10 protein-coding genes are annotated in these 15,816 nt (G+C 56.8%); all 10 read left to right on the top strand.

Features of this window, described 5'->3' with window-relative positions; translation table 11 throughout:
* Window positions 1-20: 20 nt before the first annotated feature.
* The 10 genes from ACQKLP_RS15925 to ACQKLP_RS15880 all read left to right on the top strand — a co-directional run bounded on the left by ACQKLP_RS15925 (window position 21) and on the right by ACQKLP_RS15880 (window position 15,658).
* Window positions 21-437, top strand: a complete 417-nt coding sequence (locus ACQKLP_RS15925; protein WP_427323758.1) for a DUF4345 domain-containing protein — start codon at window positions 21-23, stop codon at window positions 435-437.
* Between the two features lie 396 nt (window positions 438-833).
* Window positions 834-1,445, top strand: coding sequence for an RNA polymerase sigma factor (locus ACQKLP_RS15920; RefSeq protein WP_427323757.1), 612 nt, complete (start codon window positions 834-836; stop codon window positions 1,443-1,445).
* Between the two features lie 37 nt (window positions 1,446-1,482).
* Window positions 1,483-2,622, top strand: coding sequence for a FecR family protein (locus ACQKLP_RS15915; protein ID WP_427323756.1), 1,140 nt, complete (start codon window positions 1,483-1,485; stop codon window positions 2,620-2,622).
* 241 nt (window positions 2,623-2,863) lie between these two features.
* Window positions 2,864-6,253 carry a TonB-dependent receptor gene (locus ACQKLP_RS15910; protein ID WP_427323755.1) on the top strand — a complete coding sequence of 1,130 codons (3,390 nt, stop codon included), beginning with the start codon at window positions 2,864-2,866 and terminating at the stop codon, window positions 6,251-6,253.
* Window positions 6,254-6,297: 44 nt separating this feature from the next.
* Complete coding sequence (locus ACQKLP_RS15905; RefSeq protein WP_427323754.1) at window positions 6,298-8,190, top strand: RagB/SusD family nutrient uptake outer membrane protein; 1,893 nt, start codon at window positions 6,298-6,300, stop codon at window positions 8,188-8,190.
* 30 nt (window positions 8,191-8,220) lie between these two features.
* Window positions 8,221-9,426 (top strand): DUF4959 domain-containing protein, encoded by a 1,206-nt coding sequence (locus ACQKLP_RS15900; RefSeq protein ID WP_427323752.1) that lies wholly within the window; start codon window positions 8,221-8,223, stop codon window positions 9,424-9,426.
* 32 nt (window positions 9,427-9,458) lie between these two features.
* On the top strand, window positions 9,459-10,535 hold the full coding sequence (locus tag ACQKLP_RS15895; RefSeq protein WP_427323750.1) for a DUF4998 domain-containing protein: 1,077 nt from the start codon (window positions 9,459-9,461) through the stop codon (window positions 10,533-10,535).
* A gap of 39 nt (window positions 10,536-10,574) precedes the next feature.
* Window positions 10,575-11,438 (top strand): hypothetical protein, encoded by an 864-nt coding sequence (locus ACQKLP_RS15890; RefSeq protein ID WP_427323749.1) that lies wholly within the window; start codon window positions 10,575-10,577, stop codon window positions 11,436-11,438.
* 425 nt (window positions 11,439-11,863) lie between these two features.
* Window positions 11,864-13,663, top strand: a complete 1,800-nt coding sequence (locus ACQKLP_RS15885) for a 3-keto-disaccharide hydrolase (protein WP_427323748.1) — start codon at window positions 11,864-11,866, stop codon at window positions 13,661-13,663.
* A 21-nt stretch (window positions 13,664-13,684) separates the two neighbouring features.
* The gene (locus ACQKLP_RS15880; RefSeq protein ID WP_427323747.1) at window positions 13,685-15,658 is read left to right on the top strand and encodes a hypothetical protein; all 1,974 of its coding nucleotides are present in this window, start codon (window positions 13,685-13,687) and stop codon (window positions 15,656-15,658) included.
* Window positions 15,659-15,816: the final 158 nt, after the last annotated feature.

Below are 15,816 nucleotides of genomic sequence, written 5' to 3'. Positions count from 1 at the left end.
AATCAAAACAGATCTCCATTATGAAATCAAGCAAAACACTCCGCATCCTGTCCCGCATCTATATCTTCTTTTCCGCTGCCAGCCTGCTGTACGTGAGCCTGATGGCGTTCGCGAGCCCGCAGGCGGTGATGGACCTCGTGCAGGTAAAACTGCCGAACCCGGATTCCTTCAGCTCCATCCGCGGCGTATATGGCGGCGTCGGCCTCACGATCGTGGTGATGCTGGTGCGCTGGGCGCTGCGCGACGAGCGGCAGGGCACGCTTTTCCTTACGATGCTCTGGGGTTTCTACGCCATTTCGCGGTTGATGACGCTGGGCATGGAAGGGCCTTTGGGCGCTTTCGGCATGCAGTGGCTCATCACGGAATCTTTCCTCTGCGCAGTGGGCTCGATATTATTGATCTTCCAACTGAAGGCCGCCCGTATCGCCCGGGCGTAAACGGTCTGCACAGGCTTGTGTGCGGAGAGATCCAATCCGGTGGGCCCATGGCCTGCCGGTTTTTTCGTTTCTGGAAGGTAGTTGCCAGTGTCAGGGAATTATGAACCGATGACCTCAGCTACCAGGTACCGGCGGGATGCAAATCGCTCCGCAAATAAAACATCAAAAATCATCAAAATCGGCCAGATCCGGCTTGCGTTGACGGGGTATCTTCGGAATACGGGCACCGTTATCCCGTGCAAACACCACTAACCGCAGACGATATGAACGCACCGAAGCTATATGCTGCCGGGCCGGGTGCCTGGTCCACAAAGGCTGAAGCCCCTGCCGCCAATCACGTGTTGCCATGAAACAAGGACTGAAATAGGTATCGTCTAATTTTTCAATGTACTCCACGTGACCGCTGAAACCCATAATTACCTGGAACTGCTGGCCAATGGCGACCAGCCTGCTTTCCGCCGGCTATTCGAACGATATTCCGACAGGATATACGGCGTGGCCGTAGCTTACACGAAATCGCATACGCTGGCGGAAGAAGCCGTGCAGGAAATTTTCCTGAAACTCTGGACCAAACGCGCTTCCCTTCCTGCCGTCAACCAACTCGAATCCTACATCTTTATCCTCACGCGCAATCATATGCTCAATGTTTTGCGCAACATCGCCAGGGAACGCGCATTCATCCGGGAACAGTTACTGGCCGGGGAAGAAGCGGGCCCGCCGGCACCGGTGTCCGCTATCATCCGCAAACAATCCCTCGAGATACTGGAAGAAGCCCTGCTGCAGCTGCCGGCCCAGCAACGGGCCGTATTCCGCCTTACCCAGGAGCAGGGTATCAGCCTCAACGATGCCGCCGCCGAACTGGGGCTTTCACGGAATACGGTACGGAACCATCTCGCCAGGGCGATGGCTTTTATCCGCGCTTATGTAAAAAAACAGGAACATACCGTTCAACTCATTTTCCTCCTCGCCGCAGAAATTTATCACCGGCACTGGTACACTTTGTCTTAACCGGTGTCTTTATACCTGATCACATACCTGATGTTCCATGAAGCATGAAAACGGCGCAAGCCCGGAGTTCAGCATCCTGTTGCAAAAATACCTCAGCGGTAACCTGACCGATGCAGAGTCAGACGTACTGTTCCGCTTGCTGCCAGACCATATCGATGAGCTGGACGATCGCCTGGCCGCAGACCTGGTTTCCGGCAGGTTCGACGGTTTTACGGACCCGGAGTTGCGCAACCGCTTGTTCGCCCGCCTGCCATTGCAACGCAGGGCGCGGGTGTATCGCTGGCTGCCTGCCGCGGCTGCGGCGGTTTTGCTGATGATCGCGGGCCTGTGGGCGCTGAACGCGGGGCGTCCGGCAACGGGGCCGGTACAGGTAAAATGGGCCGCGCCGGCTGTTCCGGCAGGTAACAAGGCCGTGCTCGTTCTGGGGAACGGCGAAGTCATTCAGCTGGATAGCGCGGGGAACGGCATGTTGGCGCAGCAGGGCGGAGCGGCCGTTTCCAAAGTAGATAGCGGCATGTTGTCGTATAAAAAGCAAGCGGTGGATGCGGAGCCCGTTTTCCACACGATCGCCACGCCGAAAGGCGGCACCTATGCCATCGTGCTTCCCGACGGGAGCAGGGCCTGGCTCAATGCAGCTTCCTCCATCCGCTTCCCGACCGTGTTCGGCGAAGTGAGAACGGTGGAAGTGAGCGGTGAAGCCTATTTCGAAGTGGCGAAACGACAGGGATCGATATTCGAAGTGCAGGTAAACGGGATGAAAGTTTCGGTGCTCGGAACGAAGTTTAATGTGAAAGCATATGCAGACGAGATAGATACGAAAGTGACGCTGGTGGAAGGATCGGTGCGGTTCGCTGCCGGGGCCGGCAGTGCGCTGCTGCGGCCCGGCGAGCAGGGCATATCCCGGCAGGGCGCGTTCACCGTGGCGCCGGCCGATGTAGAAGCCGCCACGTCCTGGAGGAACGGGATGTTCCATTTCGATAACCAGCTGCTGGGAGATATTATGCGCGAAGTCGGCCGATGGTACGACGTGGAAGTTCAGTACACCGGAAGCGCCGCCGGACGGCGGTTCTCAGGGATCATGCACCGGAGCGGGAGCCTCGGGGACGTACTGAAATACATGCAGTTGGCCGGCGTAAAATGTGAGTTGAATGGCAGGATAATCCTGGTAAAACAATAACCCGAATTTCAATATTCCGGCTGAGCCCAAAATAAAAAACCGTTCCGTGAGGAAGACGGAACGGCTATGCCATTGGGTGACGCCGGCAGATGAAGCCGGTCATAAACGATTGTCGGAAAGTTTATTTATCAACCAACTACCGTGATGCCAAAGCAAAACGGCCTAAAACAAATGTATGCATTTACAACCAAAGTCGAACCGGCCATGGCGGCCCGGTAATCGCTTCTATTCAAAATTGGCCATGAAACTAACAGCGGCATTCTTATTAACCGGGGTCTGTATGCAGGTGAGCGCCAGCAGCTACAGTCAGCAGATCACCCTGTCCGGCAGGAATATGCGGTTGAAACAGATCTTCCGGGAAATCAACCGGCAAACCAGCATGCAGTTCTTCGTTGAAGACGAATTGTTAAAAGATGCCGGCCGGATCGATGTAGACATCCGCGACAAACCGCTCGATGCCGCATTGAAAACCTGCCTGGAAGGCTTGCAGCTTGATTACGCGATCGTAGACCGCACCATCGTCATCACCAAAGCCGTTCCCCGCACCACGGCGCCTGGGCCCGTCGTCCCCGAAATACTCGTCGTCACGCTGAAAGGCACCGTCACAGACGAGCATGGCATGCCCTTACCGGGCGCCACCGTCAAACTGAAAGGCACGGCAAAAGGCGTAGCCACCGACGCGCTCGGCCGGTTCACCCTTGAGGTGCCCGACAAGGGCGCCGTGCTGGTAGTGTCTTACATCGGATATGAGCCGCAGGATGTTGCGGTAACCGGCAGCGGGCCCGTTTTGGTGGCGTTGAAGCCGGTAGAAGGGAAAGTGGAAGAAGTGGTGATCGTAGCGCACGGGCGGCAGAAGAAGTCGGAAGTCGTAGGGGCGGTAACCACTATCAAACCCTCCGAGCTGAAAATCCCCGTCAGCAACCTCACGAACGCACTGGCAGGGCGCCTGGCGGGCGTGATCGCCTTCCAGCGCAGCGGCGAACCGGGCTTCGATAACGCCGACTTCTTCGTGCGGGGCGTCACCACATTCGGTTATCGCAAATCTCCCCTTATCCTCATCGATAACATCGAGTCTTCCTCCACCGACCTGGCGCGACTGCAGGTAGACGACATCGCGAGTTTTTCCATCATGAAAGACGCAACGGCCACAGCGCTCTACGGATCCAAAGGCGCAAACGGCGTTATCCTCATTACCACCAAACAGGGGCAGGAGGGAAGCGTCACGCTTTCGTTCCGCGCGGAAAATTCCCTTTCCCAATCTACCCGCAACGTGGAAATGGCAGACCCCATCACCTACATGGAGCTCGCCAACGAAGCCATCCTCACCAGGAACCCGCTGGGCGGGCTGCTGTATTCCAAAGACAAGATCGAAAATACCCGGAATGGCACCGATCCGGTGGTTTTCCCTTCCACCGACTGGCAGAAAATGCTGCTCAAGAATTCCACGAACAACCAGCGCTTCAATCTCAGCCTCAGCGGCGGCGGAAAAGTTGCGCGATACTACGTTTCAGGTTCCATGAACATCGATAACGGTATCATGAAGGTGGATAAAAAGAACAATTTCAACAGCAACTCCAAACTCAAATCCTACTCCATCCGCAGCAATATCAATATCAACCTCACGCCCACCACGGAAATGATCGCGCGGCTGTCTGGCAGCTTCGACGATTACAACGGCCCGTTGAAAGGCGGCGCGGATATATATGCGCAGATCATGCAGTCGAATTCGGTGTTGTTCCCGGCTTACTACCATCCAACGGACGAAACCCGTTACGTGAAGCACATCATGTTCGGCAACGCGGCGGAAGGAAAGTATAACAATCCATATGCGGACCTCATGAAAGGCTACCAGGAATCCAGCCGCTATAATATCAATGCGCAGATCGGGCTGAACCAGAAACTGCATTTCATCACCCAGGGCCTGTCTGCCCGGGGAATGATCAACGTACAGCGGAACGGCGCGTTTGGCGTCTCGCGCGCGTACAATCCGTTCTACTATATCGCGTATAATTACGATTACGCTACGAAAGGCTATTCCATCCGGCCCATCAACCTGGAAGACGGGCAATCCGAGGCACCGGCCGGTACGGAATACCTCGATTACAAGGAAGGTCCCAAATCGCTCTCGGCCGACTTCTACAGCGAGCTGGCGGTTGATTACAGCCGTATGTTCGACAAGGTGCATAGCCTGGGCGGCACATTGGTGGGCATTGCCAAAAGCAGTCTTACCGGTAATGCCGGTACGCTGCAGGGCTCGCTGCCTTTCCGGAACGTAGGTGTGTCGGGCCGCGCCACTTATGTGTATGATGGCCGGTATGCGCTGGAGTTTAACTTCGGGTACAACGGGTCCGAACGCTTCCATAAATCCCACCGGTTCGGGTTCTTCCCGTCTGCAGGCGTCGGCTACACGGTGTCCGAGGAGAAATTCTGGGAGCCGTACAAAAGCTGGATTTCCAGGTTGAAATTCATGGCCACGTACGGACTGGTGGGGAACGATGCGATCGGCGACCCTACAGACCGTTTCTTCTATCTGTCGAACGTAGACATGAAAGCCGGTGGATTGGGCATGACGTTCGGCACGTTGAAGAATTACTCGCTGTCGGGGATTGGCGTTTCCCGGTATGCCAACAACGACATCACATGGGAGAAAGCCGCGAAAACGAATCTGCGGATGGAAATGTCGGTAATGGGCAAGTTGAACATCGAAATGGATGTTTACCGGGAGCACCGGTCCAATATCCTGATGGACCGTGCCTCGATCCCTACTACGATGGGGCTTTCGGCGATGTCGCGCGCCAATGTGGGGAAAGCGCATTCGCAGGGACTCGATTTTGCGATGGATTTCAACCACCAGATCACCCGCAAATGGTGGGCGAAGGGCATGGCCAACTTCACGTATGCCACCAGCGCCTTCGACGTGTATGAGGAGCCCCAGTATAAGGAATCCAACAAACTCCACGTGGGCCGCTCGCTGGGGCAGCAATGGGGGTACATCGCCGAGCGGCTGTTCGTCGACGACCTCGATGCCAGGAACTCGCCCCGGCAGAATTTCGGCCCCTACGGCGGGGGAGACATCAAGTACCGCGACCTGAACGGCGACGGTCAGATCACCGAGCTCGACCAGGCGCCCATCGGCTTCCCCACCACGCCGGAGATCGTATATGGCTTCGGGGTTTCGTCTGGCTTCGGCCGGTTCGACGTCTCGGTATTTTTCCAGGGGCTCGCCCGCGAATCGTTCTGGATCGATGCCGACAAAACTTCACCTTTCATCGGCGAACAACGGCAATTGCTGAAAGTATGGGCAGATAACCATTGGAGCGAAGACAACCAGAATATTTATGCGCTCTGGCCGCGGCTGAGCATCGGTAAAAACGACAACAACATCCAGACGAGCACCTGGTTCATGCGCAACGGCGCCCTGTTGCGGATCAAATCCGCAGAGGTCGGTTTCACTTTGCCCGCCTATCTCATGAAAAGGCTGCGGCTTACCAATGCGCGGTTCTACCTCAACGGGAACAATCTTTTCACCTTCAGCAAATTCGATCTCTGGGATGTGGAAATGGGCGGCAATGGGCTTGGTTACCCCATCCAGCGGGTATTCAACGCCGGCGTGATGCTGTCTCTCAAATAAATCCCGTAATCCTTCAACATCCTGTCACGAAAATGAAAATTACCATGAAAATCATACGCATTCTGCTGGTGGCGTGCCTGGCCACGATGGCGTCCTGCAACAAGTACCTGGACATCATCCCGGATAACGTGCCTACGCTCGACCAGGCTTTCCAGCTCCGCGCTACCGCCAAAAAATACCTGTTCACCTGTTATTCCTATATCCCGCAGCTCGGCGATGTGTCTGCCAACTACGCCATCCTGGGCTCCCGTGAGATTTCGACGCCGTATCCCGGCTCCCAGTCGGGTGTCCGTAATTCCATCATCGAGCTGGCGTACGATTACCAGAACATCGTGAACCCGATCGCCAATTATTGGAGCGGCGGCGGCGATTATGGCGGAACGCCCATGTTCATCGCCATCCGTACCTGCAACACCTTCCTGGCCAACATTCATAAAGTACCCGACATCCAGGAGCCCGAGCGGAAGCGCTGGATCGCCGAAGTGAAAACGCTGAAGGCGTTCTACCATTTCTGGCTGCTGCGGATGTACGGGCCAATCCCCATCGTGAAGGAAAGCCTTCCCATTTCGGCCGATGTAGAGGCCGTGCGCGTGAAACGCCAGCCGGTAGACGAAGTGGTGGCCTATATCGTGCAACTGCTCGACGAAGCAAAAGCCGACCTTCCGCTCATCATCACCAACCAGCGCGAAGAACTGGGGAGAATGACGCAGCCCATCGCGCTGGCCATCCGCGCCTATACGCTGATGTTGAACGCGAGCCCCCTTTTCAACGGGAACAAGGACTACGCGGGATTCGGACATACCACTTCACAACCCCTGTTCAGTCCCGAATTCAGCGCCGCAAAATGGACGCTGGCCGCCAAAGCATGCGAAGAAGCGATCGCCGCCGCGCACGATGCAGGATACAAGCTCCACCGGTTCGTTAAGCCTTTCGATATGAAAGATATCGGCGATTCTACCCGCATCTGTATGGACATCCGCGGCGCCGTCACCGAAGAATGGAATTCCGAAGTGATCTGGACGCTCACCCACAGCAGCACCGGCGCCCTGCAGCGGCAATGCGCGCCCAGGAACGATGTATATTCCTATACCATTTCACTGTGGGCCGCCAATATGAAAGCCTGCGAGATCTTTTATACGAAAAACGGTGTGCCCATCGACGAAGATCCTTCCTGGGATTACGCCAATCGATACACCACGCTCAAAACCGTTCCCGCCACGCACCGTGCCATCCTGAAACCCAACTACACGACTTCCGCATTCAACATCGACCGGGAATACCGGTTTTATGCCGACCTGGCGTTCGACGGTTCCTCTTATTTCATGAAACAGCGGTCTAACGAAGATAATTTACTGTACATCAATACGATGTGGGGCTCGTCTTCGTCGAACGGGCTTTCCCGGACTTCATTTACCGGTTATTGGCCGAAGAAGATGGTGAGTTGGAAGACTTCCGGCGACGGAGGTTCCTACGCGCCGGATGCCTACGCCTGGCCGGCGGTCCGCCTCACCGCGCTCTACCTCATGTACGCGGAAGCGCTGAACGAAACGGAAGGCCCCGGCGCAAGGGCTTACCAGTATCTCGACAGCGTTCGCGCGCGGGCAGGCCTCAAAGGCGTTGTGGAATCCTGGGCCAATTACTCCCGCAATCCCGCCAGGCCCGCTTCCAAAGAAGGCCTCCGCGGCATCATCCAGCACGAAACGATGGCGGAATTCATCTTCGAAGGGGAAAACTATTGGAACATGCGCCGCTGGAAACGGCTGGATTATATGAACCGACCGGTCACCGGCTGGGATATCCAGCAGAATACGCCCGCCATGTTCTACCGGATGCGCACCCTCTACACGCCCAACAACTCGTACAGGGAATTCCTCGCGCCGATCGCGGAGCGCGACCTGAACGTAAATCCCAATCTGGTGCAGAACCCGCTTTGGTAATCCCGCTTTTCCAACATCAAACAAAGAAACATGAACATAACATCCCGATATATCACCTATAGCCTGCTGCTCCTGGCCGGCATGATCGTTTCCGCCTGCCAGAAACAGACCGGTACCGACAGGGACCCCATTTACAATAGCGGCAAAAAACCGTCGCCCGTGAAGAACGTGCGCGTCACCAACTTTCCCGGCGGCGCAACGATCGTGTACGACATCCCGGCCGAGCCGGAAGTATTGTATGTGCAGGCCGATTTCAAAATCAATGCCACCGCGTCGCAACAGGTGAAATCGTCGTTTTATACAGATACCATCGTAGTGAAAGGTTTCGAACGGGAGGGAGATTACAAAGTGACGCTTTCCACCGTGAGCCGCAGCGAAGTGAAGTCCGACCCGGTGGAAGTGACCGTCCATCCCGGTATCCCGCCGTATCAGAGCGTAAAGGCCTCGTTGAAGGTTTTCGGGGATTTCGGCGGAGCGAATATCGCGTTCGAAAACCCGACCGGCGGCGAAATCGCGATCGTTTCGCTCGTAGATACCATCGGGAAAGGCGAATACGTCTACACCCATTACACGAAGAGTACGGCCGGCAATTTTTCCATGCGCGGCTTCTCGCCGGGCGACCGCCGGTACGGCGCCTGCGTGCGCGACCGCTGGGGCAACACGTCTGATACCGTTTGGGCAACCGTGCGGACGATGAACGAAGTGGAGCTGGACCGTACCATCATGAAGGCGCTCGTGCTGCCCGGCGATCAGACCGCCTGCTGCGGCTCTGACCTCAACGTGCCCCTCCGGAATCCCTACCGCGCCGCCGACTATTCTTTTTACGGCGTGAAGAACGCGAACGATTCCATGCCGCCGCGGATCACGATAGACATGGGCAAGCCCATCGTACTGAGCCGGTTCCGGTATTACATGCGTAAGAACGGCGGGGCCGAATTCAGGAACGGCACGCTGAAATTCTTCAAAATATACGGCAGCATGAACCCAAATCCCGATGGCTCGCTCGACGGCAGCTGGACGCAGATCGGCGGCGTATACGAACTGGTGAAACCCTCCGGGTTGCCTTATGGCCAACAGAACGCGGCCGATTATGAAGTGATAGACAGCGGCTCGGAATTTACCATGCCGTTGCCGGCCGTGCCCATGCGCTATTTCAGGCTGGTATTGCTCGAAACTTTCAGCGGTGGCCTGGGGATGGAGATCTCTTCCCTCAAGTTCATGGGCGATTACCAGTGACCCCGATTCCACACATCAAAAAAAACATTCGCATGATTCAAAAATATTTGCTGATGACGCTTGCGGCAGCCCTGATGGCCGGCTGCACAAAAATGGACAACGCCTACGCGCCTTACCTGGAGAATGGCGAACTGTTGTACCCGGGCGTGCCGTACCGATTGGAAACGCACGCCGGAAGGGAGCGGATCGAAGTACAGTTCACCCAGTCCAGGGACCCGAACATTTCAAAATACATCCTGTATTGGAATAACCGGCAGCGAAAGATGGAAGTGGCGCCAGACCGGCAGCAGGCCGTGATGAAAGTGATCGTCCCGCAGCTGGCGGAAGGCGATTATACGTTCGAGATCGTGTCTGCCTATAAAGACGGCACCGGGTCCACCCCTAAATCGGCGATCGTCAGCGGGCGGGCGCTCGGCAGCCGGTTCGAGTCGGAGCTGTTCATCCGGAAAATCCAGGCGGCCAATTGCCGGAAAGGCTTTGCGCTGCAATTTTTCCCGGTGGATGCGACCAGCAGGTTTACCGATGTGAACTACCGGAACACCGGGGGCGCAACGGCACAGAAACGATTTACGGATATGGCTGCCTTGTCGGATACGCTGGCAGATATACATCCGGAGGCGAGGTCGCTGGTGCTGCGGACGGCCTATGTCCCGGAGAACTGTATCGATACCTTTTATGCCGAAGCTACGGTGCCGGTGCATCCTGCTTCCGGCAGCTTTGTTTGTTCGGGTAGCATGACCGATTACACGAATGCCGCGCTTACGGGGCCTTATCCCTGGAACATAACGTTGCGGCAGGTGAATGCCCACACACTGGAATTGGTGGATGATGACCAGACGCATGATGTGTTCCATAAGATCCTGAACGGCGGATCGCCCTCATACTACGGTTCTTTCGGGGTAGTATTTACGATAGACGATGCGAACAAAGTGACAGCGGTGGTGAACAAATACGGCCAGCCTTCGGGTAACGACCGCTCCGCCCAGCTCGATCCTTCCGGCGTCAACAAATACGATCCCGTCACCAAGGTGCTGCAGGTGAAATACTGGATGAACCAGCCCGGGGCCACGCACCGTACGCTGTTCGACGAAACGATGACGATGAAGTAAGCGCTTTCCGGCATTCTTTCACCATTTATAACTCGACACATGTTTACAGGAATTCGTGCCGGCAAGCTATTGCTGGTTTTGCTGATCGGCTGTATGGCCATCGCTTCGTGCAAAAAGGACGCATCTTCCGGTCCCGTCCGGGAAAAAATCCGCCCGGAACAGGGTCGGATGAATATCACTTCAGGCAATATCCAAAACCTTGGAATGGATTTGTGGTATTCGCAGAACGGGCCTCCCTACATCCTGGTGCAATGCGCATATACGGGGTCTGCCACGCAGCTCGAAACGGCCATCACCTACAATGGCCATACCGATTATGGGTTGATGTGGGCTTCCGGGTCAACGAGCACGGCTTATTTCCAGTTGTCGGCCGGCAACGTGCCGACCAGCCGCTATTCCGTTTCGGTGAAGGTGGACGATAACCTTGGCAATACCGCCACAACGAGCCTCAGCGTGAATCCGCCGCCGGGCGGGTCGGGAACGCCGATCAAGGGCGCCCTGTCGGAAATGAAGGGCTCGCAGATGCTGGAGCAATGGTCGAACATCGAGCGGCATTACTTCCGGTTCAGTTGGGTGTACAACCCCGTTAATTACCTGTATACGAACGAAACGGTATATGTCGGGATGAGGTTTTACGATAGCCAGGGCTACTTTGTTGGGGCGGTTACCGGTTCCCAGCAAACGAACATGCAATCTTCCATGGAAGTGAACATCCCGGCGGATATCGTGGCAGAGGCCGTGTATGTGAAGATACTCGCGGGTTCCAGCTACAGCGGGGTGGACCCTTACAATTACAATGAGCGGTTCGATAACCTGCAATACCTGACGCCGGTTTCGTTTTCGTCTTACGATCAGAACCGTGTGGGATGGGTGTTCAGGGATAAGACGATACCGGTCAACTGACCTGTCAACCACTTTCCACTTTGCATCTCCATTAACCATTTGAAGGCCGCGGGCGTCTGCCCGCGGCTTTTTCCGGAAATGACCGGTTGGCGGGAGCGGGGTGCAGGACGATTTCCGGGCGAGAAAGCCCGGCGGCCCGCGTACCCTGTTTTACCGCCGGCACCGCTTTCCGGCCGTTCATGTAGGTAGTACGCAAAGTGGGACAGGCGGGTTACGGCCCGTTTAGCTAAAGCGTTTTGCCACGCCAATTGCCCGTTTTTCAGGGGAGTCAAACGTTTTCATGCTAAAACGATATAGCCAAGGGGCGGCAGAAGGGTAGGGAGCACGCTTTACCATCCGTAATATTTTGCCTTCAAACCCATCAACAATAATTATTTTGAGCAACTATGGTACAAAAATCGAATCGCACTTTTGTAAGCCGGTCCATGATCGGCTTTTTGTATGCATGCGGTGCCGGCCTGATGCTGGCCCAGCCTGCTGCAGCGCAATCCGGGAAATGGCCGCTCACGGACCTTTCCGCCTTCCGGCAACCCGGCGGGACCTGGCAGATCGCCGGCGACGTAGCCGCCCGGCTCGGGAAACCCAACACGCTCGAAACCGCCAAAGGCACCGGCGTCCTGGTAAACCAGCCCGGCAAAAAGCAGCATGGACAAGATCTTTATTCCAATGTAGAGCATGGGGACATCGACCTCGAGCTCGATTACATGATGGCTGCCGGCTCCAACTCCGGCATCTATTTCCAGGGGCGTTATGAGCTTCAACTGTTCGACAGCTGGGGCAATCCCGCTCCCCGTGCGGCCGACAACGGCGGCATCTACGAACGCTGGGACGATTCCCGCCCCGAAGGCCAGCAAGGCTACCAGGGCTACGCCCCCCGGCAGAACGCCAGCAAAGCCCCCGGCCTCTGGCAACACCTGAAGGTTTCCTTCCAGGCCCCCCGGTTCGACGCTTCCGGTAAAAAGATCGAAAACGCCCGTATCATCCGCGCCGAACTGAACGGCGTCGTGATCCACGAAAACGTGGAGCTCCAGGGCGTCACCCGCGGCGCCAACGGCAACGAAGCCCCCACAGGCCCCCTGCGCATCCAGGGAGACCATGGCGCCGTTGCCTTCCGCAATATCAATATCACCGAATATCCTGCGGCCCGTCCTACCCTGACAGGCCTCACCTACACCGTTTATAAAGCGGCCAACGCCCGGGAGCTCGATCCCGCTACGGCCAAAGCCGAAGCAAAGGGCACCGCGCCTACGCTCACCGCGAACGCCGGCCCCTTCACCCACGGCTACCAGCTCCGCTACACCGGCAAGCTCAACGTAGAAAAAGCCGGTGATTACAACGTGGGCGTATATGCCCAGGGAGGCGGCGCCAGCCTGTCCATCAACGGCAAACAGATCGCCGGTTATGGCGGTAACGGCCGCGGTAAGGCAACCCTTCCCGCAGGTAGCTCCGACGTGGAAATCATCTACGGCCGCGAAGGCGACTGGGGCGCCCCCACACTCGGGCTCTACATCGCCGGCAACGGTCTCCGCGAAATCCAGTTCGGGGACGCCATCACGCCCGACAATACCGATCCCATCCTCCTCGAAGCCGATCAGACCACCATCCTGCGCAGCTTCATGGACGCTCCGGGCCGCGAAAAGATCACCCACGCCGTATCCGTAGGCAGCCCCGAAAAAGTGCATTACACCTACGATCTCGATAATGGCATGCTCGTTCAGGCCTGGCGCGGCGGCTTCCTCGAAACCACCCCCATGTGGCACGAGCGCGGCAACGGCACCGCACGGCCCGTTGGCACGCTGCAACGCTTCGGTCAGACGGCCTTCACCCTCAACCGCCTGGCAGACGCCGGCGCGGCCTGGAGCGAAGATTCCGCCGGGACCGGCTTCCGCCCCAAAGGATATGTGCTCGATGAAAAGGACCGTCCCACTTTCCGCTACCAGGCTTTCGGCAGCAACGTGTCTGACGCCATCCGCATCCTGCCCGACGGTTCCGGTTTCACCCGCGACCTGGAAGTGACCGCCCCCGCGGCCGACCTTTTCGCCAAACTGGCCGAAGGCGCGCAGATCGAACAGGTGGAAAAAGACCTGTACGTGGTAGACGGCAAGTCGTTCTACCTCCGCATCACGGATGCCGGCGGCGCCAAGCCCGTTGTGCGCACATCCGGCAACAAACAGGAACTCATCGTTCCCGTTCGCGGCAAGCTGAGCTATTCCATCCTTTTCTAAACCAATGACTGAATCATCGCAATGAAGCATATAATTAAAAAAGCGGCGATGTGCCTGCTGCCGCTGATGACGCAACTGTCTTCCTTTGCGCAGGAAACGCCGAAAGAAGAAGACTATTTCCGCATCCTGAAGGTGAGCGCACCGGAAGGTACCCTGCTCGAAGTCGGCGGCCTCACCGTGCTGCCCAACGGCGATCTGGGCGTGGCCACCCGCCGCGGCGATATCTACATCGTGGAAAACCCCACGAGCCGCCGCCCGCATTTCCGGAAATTCGCCAGCGGCCTCCACGAAGTGCTGGGCCTCGCTTACAAAAACGGCGACCTGTACTGCGCGCAGCGCGGCGAACTGACACGCCTGTCCGACACCAATAACGACGGTAAGGCAGACGTGTACGAAACCGTATACGCATGGCCGCTCTCCGGTCACTACCACGAATACAGCTTCGGGCCGAAACTCGCGCCCGACGGTTCTTTCTTCGTTTCCGGCAACGTAGCGTTCGGCAACGAGGAATGGTGGCGCGGTGAAAGCCGCGTTCCCTGGCGCGGTTGGGTGATGCATATTTCCGCAGACGGCAGCCACATGGAGCCCTGGGCTACAGGTATGCGCTCCCCCTGCGGCCTCGGCATGATCGACGGCGAACTGTTCTACTCCGAAAACCAGGGCGACTGGATGGGTTCCGGTGGCGTTTGGCAGGTAAGGAAAGGCGACTTCGTTGGGCACCCCGCAGGTCTCCGCTGGTCGGATATGCCGAATTCTCCTATCAAACTGAAAGACGAAGACCTTTACAAACAGGTGGACCAACGCCGGATCCGTAATGCAGAAGGCAGAATGGTGAAACCGGAAAACGTGGTGGACGAGCAATTCAAAACACTGTTCGAAGTGAAGAAAGCCATCCCGCAGATCAAACTGCCGGCCGTTTGGCTGCCGCACGGCGTACTGGGTATCTCCAACTCCGAAATCCTCCCCATCCCCGAAAATACCTTCGGCCCGTTTGCAGGCCAGCTCCTCGTGGGCGACCAGGGCCAGAGCAAGATCATGCGCGTGGTACTGGAGAAAGTGAAAGGTGAGTTCCAGGGCGTGGCGTTCGATTTCAGACAGGGCTTCCAGTCGGGCGTGTTGCGCATGGCCTGGGGGAACGACGGTTCACTGTTCGTAGGTGAAACCAACCGCGGCTGGGGCTCCGCCGGCGACGCGAACGAAGGTTTGCAGCGCCTGGTGTGGAACAACCGCATCCCTTTCGAAATGAAGACCGTCAAAGCGATGCCCGACGGCTTCGAGATCGAGTTCACCCTTCCGGTAGACCCGAAATCGGCCTCCGATCTGGCAGCCTATTCCGTGGAAAGCTTTATCTACAAGTACCACCCGGTATATGGCAGCCCCACCGTCAACAACGAAAAATGCGAAGTGAAAGGCGTGAAAGTGTCTGAAGACGGTACGAAAGTTCGCCTGATCGTCGACAACCTGCGTCAGTATTACATCCACAACATTTCCGTGGAAGGCGTGCGCGAGAAGGATTATTTCTATTCCGCCGTGCATCCCAACGCCTATTACACGCTCAATAACATCCCCGAAGGTGCCAAACTGGCCATGACGGGTGTGAGCACCCGCAATTCCGTGAAGGAAGCAGCAGCAGCTGCCGCCAAAACGAAAGCCGCCGAAGCTGCCAAAGCCAAAACCGCTCCCGCGAAAGCCGCCGCCAAACCCGGGGAAACCGCTGCCGTAAAACCCGCCGCCAAAGCGGCCACTTACGAAGAAGTGAAGCCCCTGCTGGCGAAATACACCTGCGCCGCCTGCCACAACGCAGACAAAAAACAGGTAGGCCCCGCGTTCAAGGATATTGCGCGTAAGAAATACACCAACGATATGATCGTGAAGCTGATCTACAATCCCAACCCGGAAAACTGGCCCGGCTACGCAACTGAAATGCCGCCCATGCCCCAGGTGCCCAAGGCCGATGCCCTCCGCATCGCCAGCTGGATCAACTCGCTGAACTGATCCGGGATACCGGAAATATCACCAGCGGCGGAAGACCTCAGGGTTTTCCGCCGCTTCTTTTTGTTGCACCCTGAGAAAATATTTTCGGACCGATACACCCCTCGGGGTATGTTTTTGCATTATTACTATGATAATTAGATGCAGTAATTACGTATCAA

Source organism: Chitinophaga sp. NPDC101104 (assembly GCF_050277495.1).
In the GTDB taxonomy this organism is placed as follows: Bacteria; Bacteroidota; Bacteroidia; order Chitinophagales; family Chitinophagaceae; genus Chitinophaga.
This window is presented reverse-complemented; position numbering and strand designations above follow the sequence as displayed.